Below are 15,915 nucleotides of genomic sequence, written 5' to 3'. Positions count from 1 at the left end.
TCTCAGCCCACGATCGACAGCGGGTCGTCGAGTACCGGCTGCCAGGCCAGCTCGGCGGCCCCCACGAGGCTGTTGTGGTCCAGCGTGCAGGGAAGGATCGGCACCCCTCCACTGCGTCCCCACAGGCTCCGGTCGGCGACGACGGCGCGCAGCCGCTCCGGGTCGGCGTCCAGCAGCGCGCGATGGAGCCCACCGAGGATGATGCGGTCCGGATTGAGGATGTTCACCAGGCCCGCGAGTCCCAGACCCAGGCGGTCGACGATCTCCTGAGCGGCGATCCGTACACCCGGATCGGCGTACTCGGTGCGGAGGATGTCCCGGGACTGCTGGAGCAACGAGCCCTCGGGACCGGGGACCCGTCCGGCGGCCGTGAGGAAGGCGAGCGGGTCGGTCTCGACGTCCAGGCATCCCCGGCTTCCGCAGTAACAGGGGCGGCCCTCGGGGTTGACCGTGAGGTGGCCGACCTCCAGGGCGAGGCCCGAACTGCCGGTGTGCAGACGGCCGTCGAGAACCAGCGCACCGCCCACACCGCGGTGCCCTGTGGCCACACACAGCAGATGCTTCGCACCACGGCCGGCGCCGTGACGGTGCTCGGCCAGCGCCGCCAGATTCACGTCGTTCCCGGTGAAAGCGGGCCCCGCGATGCCCGCGGCGCGCACCCGCTCGGCGAAGATGTCGCGGACCGGGGCGCCCGCGGGCCAGGCCAGATGGAGCGGATTGAGAGCGGTCCCCTCCGGCTCGGCGACAGCCGAAGGAACCGCGAGCCCCGCCCCTACGCAGCGCAGCCCGCTGTCGCGCAGCAGTGCCGCCCCCTCGTCGACCACGGCGCCGAGCACCTGCGCGGGGTCGGCCGAGACCGTGACACAGCCGGGCGATGTCGCCACCGCCCGGCCGCCGAGACCGATCAGCGCGGCGCGGAAGCCGTCCGCGTGCACCTGAGCGGCAAGCACCACAGGGCCCTGGTCGTTCACCGCGAGCCGGTGCGAGGGGCGTCCCTGCGATCCGGCCGCCGCACCGGGGCGGGAGTCGACCTGGATCAGGCCGAGCGCTTCCAGCTCGGCGGCGACCGCACCGGCAGTGGCACGGGTGACACCCAACTCGGCCGTGAGCACCGCGCGAGTGGGCGCGCGCCCGGTGTGGACCAGTTCGAGCGCCGGTCCCAGCGCGCTCCGGCCACGTTCCAGCTTGGTCCGGTTCGTCGTCACCTTGCCGTTCATGGGGGCGAGTCTCCCATGATCCGGAGAGGAGGAGGACGCGGCCGGATGTCTCTTGTCGCCGTGCACCGCTGCGCCTATTCTTCTTTTGTGCCGAACCTGAACAAAGTGCGTACGGTCCTTTCCATGGGCCCGGGCGACAGCAGCACCACACGGCCCATGCGGCGGCTGCGTGCCACCATCACCGTATTCTTCGCGCTGGACGGATTCCTCTTCGCCGGCTGGGTGGTCCGTATCCCAGCGATCAAACAGCAGACCGGAGCGTCGGCGAGCGCCCTCGGGCTCTCTCTGCTCGGGGTATCGGCCGGGGCCGTGATCACCATGCTGCTGACCGGCCGGCTCTGCAAGCGGTTCGGCAACCATCCGGTCACCGTGGTCTGCGCGGTGCTGCTCTCGATGAGCATCGCCCTGCCGCCGCAGACCCACTCCGCCCTCGCCCTCGGCCTGGTCCTGCTGGTCTTCGGGGCGGGATACGGCGGTGTCAACGTCGCCATGAACAGCGCGGCCGTCGATCTGGTCGCCGCCCTGAGACGCCCGGTGATGCCGAGTTTCCACGCGGCGTTCAGCCTGGGCGGCATGATCGGAGCAGGGGTCGGCGGACTGGTCGCCGGCAGCCTCTCGGCCGCGACGCACCTGACGGGACTGGCGGTCGTAGGCCTGCTGGTCACCGCCGTGGCCGGGTGCGAACTGATGCGTCATCCGGCGCCTTCCACCGCCGGGTCTGCCGCACAGCGGCCCGGATCACACCGGCTGGACGGTCACAGCCGTCGACTGGTCCTGGTATTCGGGGTCATCGCGCTCTGCACGACATACGGCGAAGGCGCCATGGCCGACTGGAGCGCCCTCCATCTGAAACAGGATCTGCACGCGCACCCCGGTGTGGCCGCCTCCGCGTACTCGCTCTTCGCACTGGCGATGACCATCGGGCGGCTCACCGGCACCGCACTGCTCGAACGCCTCGGCCAGACCCGGACCCTGGTGGGCGGCGCGGCGATCGCCGCCGCGGGCATGCTCATCGGAGCGCTGGTGCCCGACACCTGGCTGGTGCTGCTCGGCTTCGCGCTGGCCGGCCTCGGGCTGGCCAACAGTTTCCCGGTGGCGGTGGCGCGGGCCGGCGCACTGGCCGGCCCGAACGGCGTCGCCACCGCGTCGACTCTGGGCTACGGCGGAATGCTGCTGGGCCCACCGGTGATCGGCTTCGTCGCGGACTGGCTCTCGCTGCCCGTGGCGCTCACCACGGTGGCCCTGCTCGCCGCCACCGCCGCCCTGATCGGATACGCCGCCCGGAACGCCTCGTCCTCGCCCGCGGGCTGAGCGCACTGGCACAATCCCGCCCATGGAGCTCCTGCGGACCCCCGAACTCATCAAGTCGCTGGACAGTGCGGGCCGGTCACTCGCCGCGGCAGCCGCACAGGCGGGTCCGGACGCCCCGGTTCCGACCTGTCCCGGCTGGCAGATCCGTGACCTGTTGCGGCACACCGGCATGGTGCACCGCTGGGCGACGGCCTTCGTCGCGGAGCGGCACACCGGCTACCGGCCCGGCGGCGAGGAGCCGGACCTCGACGGGAAGGCACTTCTCGCCTGGTTCGAGGACGGACACGCCTCACTGGTCGCCGCGTTGGGCCGGGCGCCGGGCGACCTCGAGTGCTGGACGCTGGCGCCCACACGGTCCCCATTGCGTTTCTGGGCCCGCAGGCAGGCACACGAGACGACGGTTCACCGGATGGACGCAGAAGCCGCGCTGGGCATCGAGCCGGGCACGGTGGACGCCGGGCTGGCGGTCGACGGCATCGACGAACTGCTGTGCATGTTCCATGCGCGCCCCAAGAGCCGGGTGCGTACGGACGTACCGCGGACCCTCCGCGTGAGCACAACCGACACCGGAGACAGCTGGACGGCCCGGCTGTCCACCGGGCCGCTGCGGACCGACCGTACGGCATCGGGGCCCGCCGACAGCGAGTTGAGCGGGACCGCCCAACTGCTCTATGCCACGCTGTGGAACCGGCGGCCGCTCTCCGCCGTGTCCCTCAGCGGCGATGCGACTCTGGCCCGGCTCTGGCGGGACACGTCCGGGATCACCTGGGCCCGGTGACCCCGCGGTGATCACCCGTCACCGAGCGACCGGGCGTGGACCGACGGGGAACCCGCGCGCGAGGCGGGAGGGGGCAACCGGACACCGAGTCGGTCACGAGGGCCGGAGCATCCGGGAGAGCACGGCGCGCTGAACCGGAAGCACTTCCGTGTGGCGCACCCGGCCGGCATCCGTGAGCACGACCCGCACACCCCTGCGGTCCTCGCTGCACATCCCGCGGGACACCAGGCCGTCCTTCTCCAGACGCGCGATCAACCGGGACAACGCGCTCTGGCTGAGGTGCACCCGGTCGGCGATCTCCTGCACGCGGTAGGAGCAACTGCCGTCCTCCGCCCTGCTTTCCGCCAGTACGTCGAGGACCTCGAAATCGCTGGCCCCCAGACCGTGCTGATGCAGTTCGCGGTCGAGCTCGCACTGCGTGCGGGCATGCAGCGCGAGGATGTCCCGCCACTCCTCAACAAGCACCCGCCCGGTGTCCTTCGCCGCCATGCCCGCACGGTAGCAGAATCCCGGCACTTTGTTGCATTGGAATTAAATGCGTTTGCATTGAATGCACGTGCATGTACTGTCCTCCGCATGACCACATCGCTCTCCGTCCCCGTCCCACAAGAACGCTGGAGCCCCCGCCTGTGGGGCACTCTGCTCGTCCTCTGCGCGGCCATGTTTCTCGATGCCCTCGATGTCTCGATGGTCGGCGTCGCCCTGCCGTCGATCGCCTCCGATCTGCATCTGGCCACCTCGACACTGCAGTGGGTGGTCAGCGGTTACATCCTCGGGTACGGCGGGCTGCTGCTGCTCGGTGGCCGAGCGGCCGATCTGCTCGGCCGGCGCCGGGTCTTTCTGATCGCGCTCGGCGTCTTCGCCCTCGCGTCGCTGCTCGGCGGACTCGTGGACTCGGGACCCCTGCTGATCGCGAGCAGGTTCATCAAGGGCCTGAGCGCCGCGTTCACCGCGCCCGCGGGCCTGTCGATCATCACCACGACCTTCCGCGAAGGACCGGAGCGGAACCGGGCGCTCTCCATCTACACCACGTGCGCCGCGACCGGTTTCTCCATGGGCCTGGTGCTCTCAGGACTCCTCACCGAACTGAGCTGGCGTTCGACCATGCTGCTGCCGGCGCCGATAGCTCTGATCGCCCTCCTTCTCGGCCTCAGGCTGATCCCGCGCAGCGAGCGCGAGAACGCGCACCGCGGTTACGATCTGCCCGGCGCCATCACCGGGCCCGCATCGATGCTGCTGCTGGTCTTCACGGTCGTTCAGGCCCCCGGAGCCGGCTGGGCATCCGCCCGCACCCTGCTGTCCTTTCTCGGCGTCGCCGTACTGCTCACCGCCTTCGTGATCGTGGAACGGCGCAGCCCGCACCCGCTGATCCGGCTCGGGGTACTGCGCTCCGGGTCACAGATCCGGGCGCAGCTCGGCGCCGCCGCGTTCTTCGGCTCGTACGTCGGATTCCAGTTCCTGGTGACGCAGTACATGCAGTCGCTGCTCGGCTGGTCGGCGCTGCAGACAGCGCTCGCCTTCCTGCCCGCAGGCGCCCTGGTGGCACTGTCGTCGACGAAGATCGGCGCGCTGGTCGACCGTTTCGGCACGCCCCGGGTCATCGCGGCGGGCTTCACGTTCCTGGTCGTCGGATACGCCCTCTTCCTGCGGGTCAGTCTGACCCCGCAGTACGCGGCGGTGATCCTGCCGTCGATGCTGCTGCTCGGGGCAGCCTGCGCGCTGGCGTTCCCCTCGCTCAACATCCAGGCCACCAACGGGGTTCACGACGACGAGCAGGGCATGGTGTCGGGTCTGCTCAACACCTCGTTCCAGGTGGGTGGTGCGGTCTTCCTGGCCATCGTCACCGCCGCGATCACCGCGGGCGGCCGTGCCGACGGGTCACCGCAGGCCGTACTCGACAGCTTCCGCCCGGGACTCGTGGTCGTGACGGTGATCGCACTCGCCGGACTGCTGATCACCCTGACAGGACTGCGGACCCGCCGGGCGCAGCAGCACACGGTGCTGGTCGCCGGCTCCGCCGGGGAAGACGCCGCAGCAGGGGCCCCGCAGCGGATCCCCGTACGCGACTGAACGCGGCCGCCGGGCCGCGTCCGGCGGGAAGTTGCCCGCCCCCCGGAAGGCGCCCGGCCGGTGGGGACTGCTTGCCCGTGGGACTCGGCCCTGTGAGACTCAGCGGATGAGGAGAGGGACAGGGCCGCGAACCCGGGCCGAGCGCGACACGATCACCGTCGAGATCGGCTACGCCCTGACGAGCGCGGCATTCGTGGCCGCCGCCGCGTTCGGCGGAGTCATCTGTCCGCTCTTCTTCTTCGACATCCCGCGCCCGGCCGGACATCTGTTGATCACGGCCGGCGAGCTGCTGGCCGCGGTGGTCTTCGCGACCCGTGTCGTCCACGTCCTGTGGCGGTTCGGCGGCCGGCCGGCTCAGCCGAGCCAGCCGGGGCGCACCAAGCCCGACTCGTAGGCCAGGACGACGAGTTGGGCCCGGTCGCGGGCGCCCAGCTTCACCATGGCCCGGCTGACATGTGTCTTGGCGGTCAGCGGACTGACGACGAGCCGTCCGGCGATCTCGTCGTTGGAGAGGCCGAGGCCGACCAGCGCCATCACTTCCCGTTCACGATCGGTGAGTTGAGCCAGATCCGGGTCGGCGGACGGCTCCTTGGACCGGGCCGCGAACTCCGCGATCAGCCTGCGGGTCACGCCCGGTGAGAGCAGTGCGTCTCCGGCGACCACCGCCCGTACCGCGCGCAGCAGCTCCTCAGGCTCGGTGTCCTTGACCAGAAAGCCCGAGGCACCGGAGCGGATCGCCTCGAAGACGTACTCGTCGAGCTCGAAGGTGGTGAGCATGACCACTTTGACGCCGTCGAGGTCCTTGTCGTCGGTGATGCGGCGGGCGGCGGCGAGACCGTCCAGCACGGGCATCCGGATGTCCATCAGGACGATGCCGGGCCGTAGTTCACGCACCATAACGACCGCCTGCGCCCCGTCGGCGGCCTCCCCCACCACCTTGATGTCCGGCTGGGCTCCGAGCAGTGCCCGGAAACCGGCTCTCACGAGGGACTGGTCGTCGGCGAGCAGTACGCGGATCACGGCGACTCCTTGGGGGTGGTGTCCGGTGCGGCGCCCCGGCCGGTGCCGGGTGCGCCGGAGAGCGGGATGACGGCCTCGACCCGGTAGCCGCCTCCGGGGCGCGGTCCGGCGTCGACGGTACCGCCGAGCGCCGCCGCTCTTTCGCGCATACCGACAAGGCCGTTGCCGCCGCCTCCGGCATCGGCGCGGGTGGCCGGCCCCTCGTCGTCGATCCGCAGGGCGAGCCGGCCGCGTGCCCAGGTGAGGGTGACCCGAGCGGTGCGGGATCCCGAGTGCCGCACCACGTTGGTCAGCGCTTCCTGGATGATCCGGAAGGCGGCGAGACCGGCCCCGGGCCCGAGCCGGGCCGGTGCGCCGACGGTGACCGTATCCACCGTCAGGCCTGCCGACGCCGCCTGGCCGACGAGTTCGGGGAGACGTTCGAGGCCGGGTGCCGGCGTCCTGGGTGCCTCGCCGGGCGCGCGGAGTGTCCCGAGCACCTGGCGCACCTCGCCGAGAGCCTCCTTGCTCGCGGCCCTGATGGTGGTCAGCGCGGTGCGCGCCTGCTCGGGGTCCGAGTCGAGGAGGGCGAGGCCGACGCCGGCCTGCACGTTGATCACCGAGATGCTGTGAGCCAGCACGTCATGGAGCTCACGGGCGATCCGCAGGCGCTCCGCGTCGGTGCGCCGCTTCTCGGCCGCCGCGCGCTCGGCGCGCTCGCGGGCCCACTGCTCGCGTCGCAGGCGGGCGAACTCCGAGGCCGCGAGGATCGCGATCACCCAGGCGGTGATGGCCAGTTCCTGCCCCCAGGGCACAGCGTGATCACCGCCCGGCGGCAGGAAACGGTAGAGCCAGTGGGCGATCAGCAGATGCCCCGCCCAGACAATGCCGACAGCACCCCAGGCCGCGCGTCGGTGCCCGGCGACGACAGCCGCGAAGCATCCGGCCGCGACGGTGAGGAAGACCGGACCGTACGGGTATCCGGCTCCCAGGTAGACCAGCGCGGTGGCCGAGGTGGCGAAGGCGACAAGGACCGGGTGTCTGAGCCTCAGCAGCAGCAGGGCCTGACCGAGCAACAGCAGGCACAGACCCGCGGCATCGAGCGGGACACGGTGGTCGAGCTGCCCGCGTTCGGCGACGTAGGAGCCCACCAGGACGACCACGGTGAGCGCGAGCGTGGATCGCCAGGGCAGCCGGTCCGGAGCGGGCTGCGCCCACGGCGACCGCCATCCGCCGGGTCCCGGATGTGCCCGGATCGGACCGGCTCGTCCGCGACCTCGCTGCTCATCCGAACCGGGCTCGTCCATGCCCGCCACGCTAGACCGGGAACACCCGCCGGGGCGTCAACCCGGCGTGGTGATCACACCTACTCCCGGCGGAGTAGTCCCACCGAGTCCGCGAGGGCCGCCGATGCCTGCGCGAAGAACGCGTTCCCGTCCTCCACCAGCCGGTTGAACTGGCCGAACACTTCGAAGGAGATGAGGCCGAAGAGCTGCGACCATGCGGCGGTGAGGGCAACGGCGACGGCCGGCGGAAGATCCGCCGCGATGTCTGCGGCCAGCCGCTCGGCCTCGGGCCTCAGCTCGGCGGCGAGGGGCGGGAGGGCCAATCCGTCGCCGCGGTAGGCGTCCTGGACGATGGAGATCAGAACCAGGCCCACCCTGGATGCGGGCCCGATGGTTGCCCGGGGGGCCGTGTAGCCGGGGACGGGAGAGCCGTAGATCAGGGCGTACTCGTGGGGGTGCGCCAGGGCCCAGCCGCGTACCGCGGTGCAGACGGCGCTCCAGCGGGCCGGAGCCTTGGCGCGGCCTGCCCCGGCAAGCGCGGACTCGGCGACTTCCCCGATCGCGTCGTAGGCGTCGACGATGAGGGCGGTCAGCAGATCGTCGCGGCTGGGGAAGTACCGGTAGAGGCCGGAGGAGACCATGCCCAGTTCGCGGGCCACGGCGCGCAGCGACAGCTTGGAGGCGCCCTGTGCGGCGAGTTGTCTGCGCGCCTCGTCCTTGATGGCTGCGGTGACCTCGATACGGGCCCGTTCCCTGGCTCCTCGGACAGTACTCATAGTGAGCAGTGTGCCAGATCCGGAGCACTGACCAACAAAGTGAGCGGTGCTCTTGCTTTGGATCGCCGATCACGGCAGACTGCTCTCAAGCGAGAGCAGTGCTCACATTTCCCGAAGGGGCAGCCCCATGACCACGTACGTCAAGAAGCCCGGATGGTTTACGGTCAACGTCTTCAACCGGCTGGTCGCCTGGCTGACGCGGCGCGGCGTCAGCGTCTGGGGATCCCGCGTCCTGGCAGTGCGCGGCCGTAAGAGCGGTGAATGGCGCCGTACCCCGGTCAACCTGCTCACCCTGGGGGGCGACCAGTATCTGATCGCCCCCCGCGGCCATGTGCAGTGGACCCACAACATGCGCGCCGCCGGCGGTGGCGAGCTCATCCTCGGCAAGAAGACGGAGCCCTTCACGGCCGCCGAGATCCCTGACGGCGAGAAGCCGGAGATCCTGCGCGCCTACCTCAAGCGGTGGAAGGCGGAGGTCGGGGTCTTCTTCAACGGTGTGGGCCCCGAATCGAGTGACGAGGAGCTGCGCAGGATCGCACCCGACCACCCCGTCTTCCGCATCAACCTCACGGACTGACCGCCTATTCGGCGGGACTCGCCGCCTTCCCGGCGCCGTCGGATGCGCCGCCCGCCGTATCCGGGATGCCCTCCGTGTCGTCGCCCCCGTCGTCGGCCCGGACCGTGTTCCCGCCGGACTCCTTGCGGTCCAGCGCGGTCAGCGCACGCTGGGCCAGCGGGTGGGTGCGCACCAGCTCGCCCAGCGATGTCGAACCGCGGGTGATCCCGGCGAACGCCTTCCAGGCCGGACGGAAACCCGTGATCACCGCGTGCAGCACCATCGGACGGCGCTCGAAGAGCTTGAGCATCCGCCGCCCGACGGCCATTTCCACGCCGAGGCCCGCCTTGATGGCGAAGGCGTAGTTCAGCGCCTGGCGGCGCGCTTCCACGGCATCGTGCGACTCGGAGACCCGAACCGCCCACTCACCCGCGAGCCGTCCCGAGCGCAGCGCGAAGGAGATGCCCTCACGCGTCCACGGCTCGAGCAGTCCCGCGGCGTCCCCGCACACCAGCACCCGTCCCCGTGACAGCGGGGAGTCCTCGCTGCGGCAACGGGTCAGGTGGCCGGAGGAGACCGACGGCTCGAAGCCGGCCAGTCCCTGACGGGCGATGAAGTCCTCCAGATAGCGCTTGGTAGCCGCACCCTCTCCACGCGCCGAGATCACTCCCACGGTGAGGGTGTCGCCCTTCGGGAACACCCAGGCGTAACTGCCCGGGATGGGGCCCCAGTCGATGAGTACGCGTCCTGCCCAGTCCTCCGCGACGGTCGGCGGAACCGGAATTTCTGCCTCTAGGCCGAGGTCCACCTGGTCCATCTTCACCCCGACATGAGCCCCTATGCGGCTGGCACTGCCGTCGGCGCCCACCACGGCACGCGCCAGCACCGTCTCCCCGCCGGAGAGGACGACGGCGACAGTACGCCGGTCCGGCACCGTGGAGCCGTGCTGTTCGACGCGCGTGACCGTCACACCGGTCCGCAGTTCCGCGCCCGCCTTCTGCGCGTGCTCCACCAGCTGCTCGTCGAACTCGGGCCGGTTGATCAGCCCGAAGAGCATCTGCCGGGACCGGCGCGTCCGGGTGAGTCTGCCGTTCATCGAGAACGTCACCGCGTACACCCGGTCACGCAGCGGGAGTTCGAACCCGGGCGGCAGGCAGTCACGCGAGGGCCCGATGATGCCGCCCCCACAGGTCTTGTAGCGGGGCAGGTCGGCCTTCTCCAGCAGAAGCACCCGTCGTCCCGTCACTGCGGCGGCATAGGCGGCCGAGGCTCCGGCCGGGCCCGCGCCGACCACCACCACATCCCATACCGTCTGGTCGTGTTCCGTGCCCGCGTCTGCGTTCTCGCTGCTCACGATGTGCTGCTGCTCCCGATCCGACCAGTGGCCCGTGTTGTCGACGGCATCCTACGGCGCGGTGTCCGCCGACCCGGCTGTGGGAGGATCGGTCAGCCCGAAAACGTGCTCAGGCGTACACACACGCACTGGTACTTCAACGTCGCACCCACGAGGAGCGTGCCCATGACCCCGAATCCGATCGCCGAGACCATTGCCTCGCTGATGCCCCGCGCCCGGGCGGAGCTGACCGAGCTGGTGGCCTTCCAGTCGGTGGCGGATCCGGCGGTCTTCCCCAGGAGCGAGTGCGAGGGAGCGGCGAACTGGGTGGCCGGAGCGCTGCGCTCCGAAGGGTTCCAGGACGTCGCGCTGCTCGACACCCCGGACGGCAGCCAGTCGGTCTACGGGCTCCTGCCCGGGCCGGCGGGCGCGCCGACCGTGCTGCTCTACGCCCACTACGACGTGCAGCCGCCACTGGACGAGTCCGCCTGGCTCACCCCGCCGTTCGAGCTGACCGAGCGGGACGGCCGCTGGTACGGGCGAGGGGCAGCGGACTGCAAGGGCGGGCTCCTGATGCATCTGCTCGCACTGCGCGCCCTCAAGGCGCACGGCGGCATCCCGGTGTCCGTCAAGGTGATCGTCGAGGGTTCGGAGGAGCAGGGCACCGGCGGCCTGGAGCGGTATGCCGAAGCGCACCCCGAGCTGCTCGCGGCCGACGCCGTCGTCATCGGGGACACCGGAAACTTCCGGGTCGGCCTGCCGACCGTCACCGCGACGCTGCGCGGGATGACGATGCTCCGCGTCCAGCTCGACACCCTGAAGGGCAATCTGCACTCCGGCCAGTTCGGCGGCGCCGCTCCCGACGCACTCGCCGCGATGATCCGCCTGCTGGACTCGCTGCGTGCGGCGGACGGTTCGACGACCGTCGACGGGCTGGCCGCCGACGCCGGATGGGACGGCCTCCAGTACCCGGAGGATGAATTCCGCCAGGACGCGAAGGTGCTCGACGGTGTGGAACTGATCGGCACCGGAACGGTCGCCGACCGCATCTGGGCCCGGCCGGCCGTCACCGTCATCGGCATCGACTGCCCGCCGGTCGTGGGCGCCACCCCCTCCGTGCAGGCGAGCGCACGGGCCCAGATCAGCCTGCGGGTACCGCCGGGCGTCGATGCCGCGGACGCGACCAAACTGCTCACCGCCCACCTGGAGTCGCACACCCCGTGGGGCGCGCGGCTCTCGGTGGAACAGATCGGCCAGGGCCAGCCGTTCCGTGCCGACACGAGCAGCCCGGCATACACCTCGATGGCCGAGGCGATGCGGATCGCCTACCCGGGCGAGGAGATGCAGTCCTCCGGCATGGGCGGCTCGATCCCGCTGTGCAACACCCTGGCGTCGCTCTATCCGGAGGCGGAAATCCTGCTCATCGGGCTCAGTGAGCCGGAGGCGCAGATCCACGCCGTCAACGAGAGCGTCTCCCCCGAAGAGCTGGAGCGGCTCTCCGTCGCCGAGGCGCACTTCCTCGTCAACTACGCACACTCCAAGCAGGACTGAGCACCACCGGGCCGCCCGGTCGCGCTGACCACCACCGGGCCGCCCGGTCGCGCGGCGGGCGGCCCGCTCGGTGTCAACGCATCACCCAGGGGTGGGTGATGCGGGCAGCAGTCCGGGGGCTTCCGGACGGGCCGGTCACGGAGGCGTGGCAGCGATGGCGGGGCGCGCGGCCCGGCGTGCTCGAACCGGCTCCGAGGCCCGGGCCCGACGTCCGGTCGGGGAGTTGTCAGGAGAGGGAACCCTGCGGCGGGTCTCCCGTGTCCGATCGCCCCCGGGCGCGGAGGGTGACGTCCAGATCACGGATGAACTCTCCCACCCGCCCGCCCCCGGAAGGAGCGGCGGGCAGACGGCACAGGACCGCGATGACCGCTGCCGGTGCGTGATGACGCGCCCATGCAAGGCCCACCGCCGTCACACGCCGGTCCTCTCCGGATGCCAGCTCTTCTGCTCGTGCCGCATGCGCTGCCGCACCGAGAATGTGTTTCACCTGATGAGGGCGGGCCCTGGGATGAAGGTACGCAGCGGCAGCCGCATGGCTCGCCGCGCGCGCCGCGTCGACCGCGGCGGGTGAAGCGGCTTCCTGTGCCGCTCTGTACGCCGCCCACGCGCTCTGCCGCAGAACGACGGTGCGGCGGCCGCCCCCGGCGAAGGTGTCTGCCGCGTCGATGGCGTCGCGAGGGCGCGTGTCAGCGGGAAGATGCCGTTCGAAGATCGACAGCGCCCGGCGCGCACCATCAGCCGCGTAGCCCGCTATCTCACGTAGTTCGTCTTCGCTCAGCTCGATCCTGTCCGACTCGGTTGGCATCACTCCATCCTGCCGCAGGCCGCCGGTCGGCTCGGAGCCGCGCTCGTGTACTCCTCCCCGGTCACCGCCGGCGACCGCCCGCAGGCCGTCGACCCTCAGGTGCATCAAGCGAGCGGCAGCGGGCGGCCGTGGCACAGCCGTTCCCGAGGGATCAGCCGACCGGGACGCCGGCCTCCAGGTTGAACACCGCTGACTGCCGACGGGCCCGCAGCGCCCAGCGCAGCCGCTCGTAGCGGTTGGCCGGCAACAGGTCCGCAGCCTCCTCCTCGCTGACGAAGCGCCAGCCGCGGAGCTCCGAGTCCGGCAGCAGCAGCCTCCCGGCATCCGCGCTCGTGAGCCGGCCGCCGTCGAACAGCAGCCGCAGCCCGCCGTAGCCCGGTGGCCGTGGCGGTTCCCAGTCGACCACCAGCAGACTCGGCACATGGCCGAGCCGGATCCCTATCTCCTCCGCCACCTCACGGATGCCCGCGCGCGCCGGGGCTTCGCCGTTCTCCACTATGCCGCCGGGGAATTCCCAGCCGGGCTTGTAGGTCGGGTCGACGAGCAGGACCCGGTCGTCCTCGTCGAAGAGCAGAACACCCGCGGCCAGGGTCTGGCCGGTCGGCTCGGGTGTCTGGACGATCTCGCAGGTTCGGGCCGTCCCGGTGCGCAGCGCCTCGGCGATCCGTTCCGCGGTCGCGGCCGGAGCCAGTGCGCTGTTGTCGACGACATGGGCGTCGGCGGTCAGCCACTCGAGCGCAGCGGCGTACGGCTCGATGTGCTCATAGGCCCACTGCCTCTCCCTGGCGCCGGCCTCCGGGTCACCGGGTACTTCCTCCCGCTCGGCGATACGTTCGCGCAGGATCGTTTCCTCCGTTGTCAGAAGCACATGACAGACCGGTACCCGCCGGGCGGCGAGCCCTCCGAAGATCTCATCGCGGTACTCCTGTCGCAGCAGCGTCATCGGCACCACGAGCACCCCGCCCACCTCTGCCAGGAGTGCGGCAGCTGTGTCGACCACCATGCGGCGCCAGATCGGGAGGTCCTGATAATCGCTCACCTCGGCCAATCTCTTCTGTGGCAGCAGCAATCGCAGTGCCCCACCGAGCACTTCGGGGTCGTAGAAGGTGCTGTTCGGGATCAGATCGATCAGTTCTCGCGCGGTGCTCGTCTTGCCCGCGCTGAACGCACCGTTGATCCAGACGATCACGGTTCCCCCTCTTCCGTAGCCCCCTGTGGCTTGCCCGCAACACCCTGCCACGGAAACCCGCCTGGGCGGCATGGTGCCTGGGACCGTCCGGGCACACAACCGTGGCGGTTCCGTTGCCTGCCGGCCGACCAGCGTCCGTATGCTCGGACACGTCGTTACTCACGAGTTCTTCGTGACGCCGGCACCTGGGATCTCGTTGGCTCTCCGTCAGCGAAGAGCCGATTGGGGCGTGAGGGGGCGCGATGAATCGCCTGGTGATGCAGCAGTTCCCGGCCGGCGGGCCGCGCGGCAGCTGGCCCGCGGAGGAGTACGCGGCGGCGCAGCGAGCCGCCGGACGCCCTGCCGAAGTAGTGATGGATCTGGAGGCCGACGCGTTTCTGGTCGTCTCCGGAGGCGAGTCCGCCGAATAGTTCGCGGATCCCGGATCGTCGGACGGTTCCGAACGGTTTCCGGATCCGGCCCGCCGGACGGGCCGGGAAGCGGGCCGGGAGGGCCCGGCCCGCCGGAACGCCGGCTTCAGTGACCCGGCAGTGGCTCAGCGGTTGAACGACGACCCGAGCCGGGCATTCGCCGGGTCCGTGCCGAGAGTTCCCGAGCCGAAGGTCATCGAACCGGTGCCGGAGATCCCGCCGGTCGTGCCCGGAAGTACCCAGACGGAACCCGCGTTGCTGTTCTCCCCGGGGGCGCCCACGGCGAGTTCCGCGCGGCCGTCGGAGCTGGTGTCAAGCAGCGATGTGGCGCCGCCGAACCGGTCGTCCGTCTCCGTGACTCCCTCGACGCCAGCGGTGTCCTGGTGGTACGCCTTGGACCCGGTGGCAGTGGGACCCGACGCACTGCCGCGCAGCACGATCACCTGACCGGCGTGCGCTGTGGTGCCGAGCGCCTCACCAGGCACGCCGACCGCGATGTCGCCGTAGCCGTCGCCGTTCGTGTCGCCGACCGAGACCGACGTACCGAAGCCGTCACCGACCTCGGACGCGCCGGGAACACCGGAGCTGTCCTGGCTCATCGCCTTCGCGCCGGCACCCTGCGGCCCACTCGCGCCACCCGGTATGTACGTGATCATGCCGCCCTTGGCCAGCGGCAGGTCGACGTCGCTGTCGTAGCCCTCCACCGGGCGGCCGACAACGATGTCTGCGTATCCGTCATGGTTCACATCACCCGTGGTGATGTGCTCACCGCCCTCCACCCGGGCCCCCTTGGCGTTGGTGACGGTTGTGGCGGCGGCGAGGCCGTCGGACGTACCGCGCAGGAAGTTGACCCTGCGTGCGTCGTACTCGTCACCATCGTTGACCGTGCCGACGAGGTCGGTGACGCCGTCACCCGTGATGTCGCCGGCGGCGATGTCGAGGAACCTGATGTCGCCCGTGTCTCTGACGGCCGAGCTGCCGGCCGAGCTGCCGTCGTGCTCGAACGGCCCATTGAACTCCCGCAGTTGCTGGCCGCCCGCCACGGTCACCACATCCTGGCCACCATCACCGTCGAAGTCCCCCACGGCGATCTTGTCCGCGATACCGCCGCTGTCGGTCTCCCCCTTGGCGAGCACCGCGCCGTCCGACAGACCGGCGGCGCTTCCCCAGACGACGGTGATCGTGCCGAGCTTTCCGATACCGGCGTCCTCCCGGTCGGCGCCGACCACCAGGTCGGTGTAGCCGTCGCCGTCGAGGTCGGCGGAGGCGATGGCACTGCCGAAGCCGTCAGCGGACTCTGCGGAGTCCGGGATACCGGGCGAATTCTGGGTGATGACCTGCTTGGAGTCCCTGTTCACACCGGACTTGGAGCCGTACATCACGGCTACGTAGCCCGCACCCAGCTTGCCGCCGACGGTGGCCGAAGCCGCGCTCACGGCCACATCGGCGTATCCGTCACCGTTGAAGTCGGCTTTCCTGGTGGTGCTGACACTCTTCGCGGCCGGGGAAACGGCTTGGGCTACGGGGGCGGTGACGGCTGCGGACACCACTGCGACAGCGATGGCCACGCCGGCGCCCAGGGCTCGGGAAGGCACGCGTTCTCCGATCTCTTGAATTCATGTACGCAACAACTG

16 protein-coding genes are annotated in these 15,915 nt (G+C 70.7%); 7 read left to right on the top strand and 9 right to left on the bottom strand.

Annotated elements, in window-relative coordinates:
• Window positions 1-2 precede the first annotated feature (2 nt).
• The gene (locus tag OHS16_RS28555) at window positions 3-1,217 is read right to left on the bottom strand and encodes an ROK family protein (RefSeq protein ID WP_328540121.1); all 1,215 of its coding nucleotides are present in this window, start codon (window positions 1,215-1,217) and stop codon (window positions 3-5) included.
• A gap of 87 nt (window positions 1,218-1,304) precedes the next feature.
• Here OHS16_RS28555 and OHS16_RS28550 point away from each other — a divergent pair, with 87 nt between their 5' ends.
• Both OHS16_RS28550 and OHS16_RS28545 read left to right on the top strand, forming a co-directional pair.
• Entirely contained in the window at window positions 1,305-2,528 is a 1,224-nt protein-coding gene (locus OHS16_RS28550; RefSeq protein ID WP_443042803.1) for an MFS transporter, read from the top strand.
• Window positions 2,529-2,559: 31 nt separating this feature from the next.
• Complete coding sequence (locus OHS16_RS28545; RefSeq protein ID WP_443042802.1) at window positions 2,560-3,306, top strand: maleylpyruvate isomerase family mycothiol-dependent enzyme; 747 nt, start codon at window positions 2,560-2,562, stop codon at window positions 3,304-3,306.
• A 93-nt stretch (window positions 3,307-3,399) separates the two neighbouring features.
• Here the strand turns inward: OHS16_RS28545 and OHS16_RS28540 are convergent, their stop codons facing one another.
• Window positions 3,400-3,795, bottom strand: coding sequence for a MarR family winged helix-turn-helix transcriptional regulator (locus tag OHS16_RS28540; RefSeq protein WP_328540118.1), 396 nt, complete (start codon window positions 3,793-3,795; stop codon window positions 3,400-3,402).
• Window positions 3,796-3,882: 87 nt separating this feature from the next.
• Between OHS16_RS28540 and OHS16_RS28535 the strand changes: the two genes are divergently transcribed.
• Together OHS16_RS28535 and OHS16_RS28530 are read left to right on the top strand one after the other, a co-directional pair.
• The gene (locus OHS16_RS28535) at window positions 3,883-5,376 is read left to right on the top strand and encodes an MFS transporter (protein ID WP_328540117.1); all 1,494 of its coding nucleotides are present in this window, start codon (window positions 3,883-3,885) and stop codon (window positions 5,374-5,376) included.
• Between the two features lie 106 nt (window positions 5,377-5,482).
• Window positions 5,483-5,770, top strand: a complete 288-nt coding sequence (locus OHS16_RS28530; protein WP_328540116.1) for a DUF6332 family protein — start codon at window positions 5,483-5,485, stop codon at window positions 5,768-5,770.
• Here the strand turns inward: OHS16_RS28530 and OHS16_RS28525 are convergent.
• The 3 genes from OHS16_RS28525 to OHS16_RS28515 are packed head-to-tail and all read right to left on the bottom strand — an operon-like array spanning window position 5,731 to window position 8,437.
• Window positions 5,731-6,396 carry a response regulator transcription factor gene (locus OHS16_RS28525; protein WP_328540115.1) on the bottom strand — a complete coding sequence of 222 codons (666 nt, stop codon included), beginning with the start codon at window positions 6,394-6,396 and terminating at the stop codon, window positions 5,731-5,733. The genes OHS16_RS28530 and OHS16_RS28525 overlap by 40 nt on opposite strands.
• Window positions 6,393-7,682, bottom strand: coding sequence for a sensor histidine kinase (locus tag OHS16_RS28520; RefSeq protein WP_328540114.1), 1,290 nt, complete (start codon window positions 7,680-7,682; stop codon window positions 6,393-6,395). The genes OHS16_RS28525 and OHS16_RS28520 overlap by 4 nt, the downstream gene beginning before the upstream one ends.
• 59 nt (window positions 7,683-7,741) lie before the next feature.
• Window positions 7,742-8,437, bottom strand: coding sequence for a TetR/AcrR family transcriptional regulator (locus OHS16_RS28515; protein ID WP_328540113.1), 696 nt, complete (start codon window positions 8,435-8,437; stop codon window positions 7,742-7,744).
• Window positions 8,438-8,564: 127 nt separating this feature from the next.
• Here OHS16_RS28515 and OHS16_RS28510 point away from each other — a divergent pair, with 127 nt between their 5' ends.
• The gene (locus OHS16_RS28510) at window positions 8,565-9,014 is read left to right on the top strand and encodes a nitroreductase family deazaflavin-dependent oxidoreductase (protein ID WP_328540112.1); all 450 of its coding nucleotides are present in this window, start codon (window positions 8,565-8,567) and stop codon (window positions 9,012-9,014) included.
• A 4-nt stretch (window positions 9,015-9,018) separates the two neighbouring features.
• Here the strand turns inward: OHS16_RS28510 and OHS16_RS28505 are convergent, their stop codons facing one another.
• A complete protein-coding gene (locus OHS16_RS28505; protein ID WP_328540111.1) occupies window positions 9,019-10,347 on the bottom strand; it encodes a geranylgeranyl reductase family protein in 1,329 nt (442 codons plus the stop codon).
• 165 nt (window positions 10,348-10,512) lie between these two features.
• Here OHS16_RS28505 and OHS16_RS28500 point away from each other — a divergent pair, with 165 nt between their 5' ends.
• Window positions 10,513-11,877: a dipeptidase gene (locus tag OHS16_RS28500; protein ID WP_328540110.1), complete on the top strand. Its 1,365-nt coding sequence runs from the start codon at window positions 10,513-10,515 to the stop codon at window positions 11,875-11,877.
• 226 nt (window positions 11,878-12,103) lie between these two features.
• Here OHS16_RS28500 and OHS16_RS28495 read toward each other — a convergent pair whose 3' ends face one another.
• Both OHS16_RS28495 and OHS16_RS28490 read right to left on the bottom strand, forming a co-directional pair.
• Window positions 12,104-12,682 (bottom strand): putative immunity protein, encoded by a 579-nt coding sequence (locus tag OHS16_RS28495; RefSeq protein ID WP_328540109.1) that lies wholly within the window; start codon window positions 12,680-12,682, stop codon window positions 12,104-12,106.
• A 151-nt stretch (window positions 12,683-12,833) separates the two neighbouring features.
• Window positions 12,834-13,871 (bottom strand): NUDIX hydrolase, encoded by a 1,038-nt coding sequence (locus tag OHS16_RS28490; RefSeq protein WP_328540108.1) that lies wholly within the window; start codon window positions 13,869-13,871, stop codon window positions 12,834-12,836.
• A gap of 242 nt (window positions 13,872-14,113) precedes the next feature.
• Here OHS16_RS28490 and OHS16_RS28485 point away from each other — a divergent pair, with 242 nt between their 5' ends.
• Window positions 14,114-14,281: a hypothetical protein gene (locus OHS16_RS28485; protein WP_328540107.1), complete on the top strand. Its 168-nt coding sequence runs from the start codon at window positions 14,114-14,116 to the stop codon at window positions 14,279-14,281.
• Between the two features lie 125 nt (window positions 14,282-14,406).
• On the opposite strand, the gene OHS16_RS28480 is transcribed toward OHS16_RS28485, so the two are convergent.
• Window positions 14,407-15,876 (bottom strand): FG-GAP-like repeat-containing protein, encoded by a 1,470-nt coding sequence (locus tag OHS16_RS28480; protein ID WP_328540106.1) that lies wholly within the window; start codon window positions 15,874-15,876, stop codon window positions 14,407-14,409.
• Between the last annotated feature and the right edge of the window lie 39 nt (window positions 15,877-15,915).

It is taken from the genome of Streptomyces sp. NBC_00344, from assembly GCF_036088315.1.
Classification (GTDB): domain Bacteria; phylum Actinomycetota; class Actinomycetes; order Streptomycetales; family Streptomycetaceae; genus Streptomyces.
This window is presented reverse-complemented; position numbering and strand designations above follow the sequence as displayed.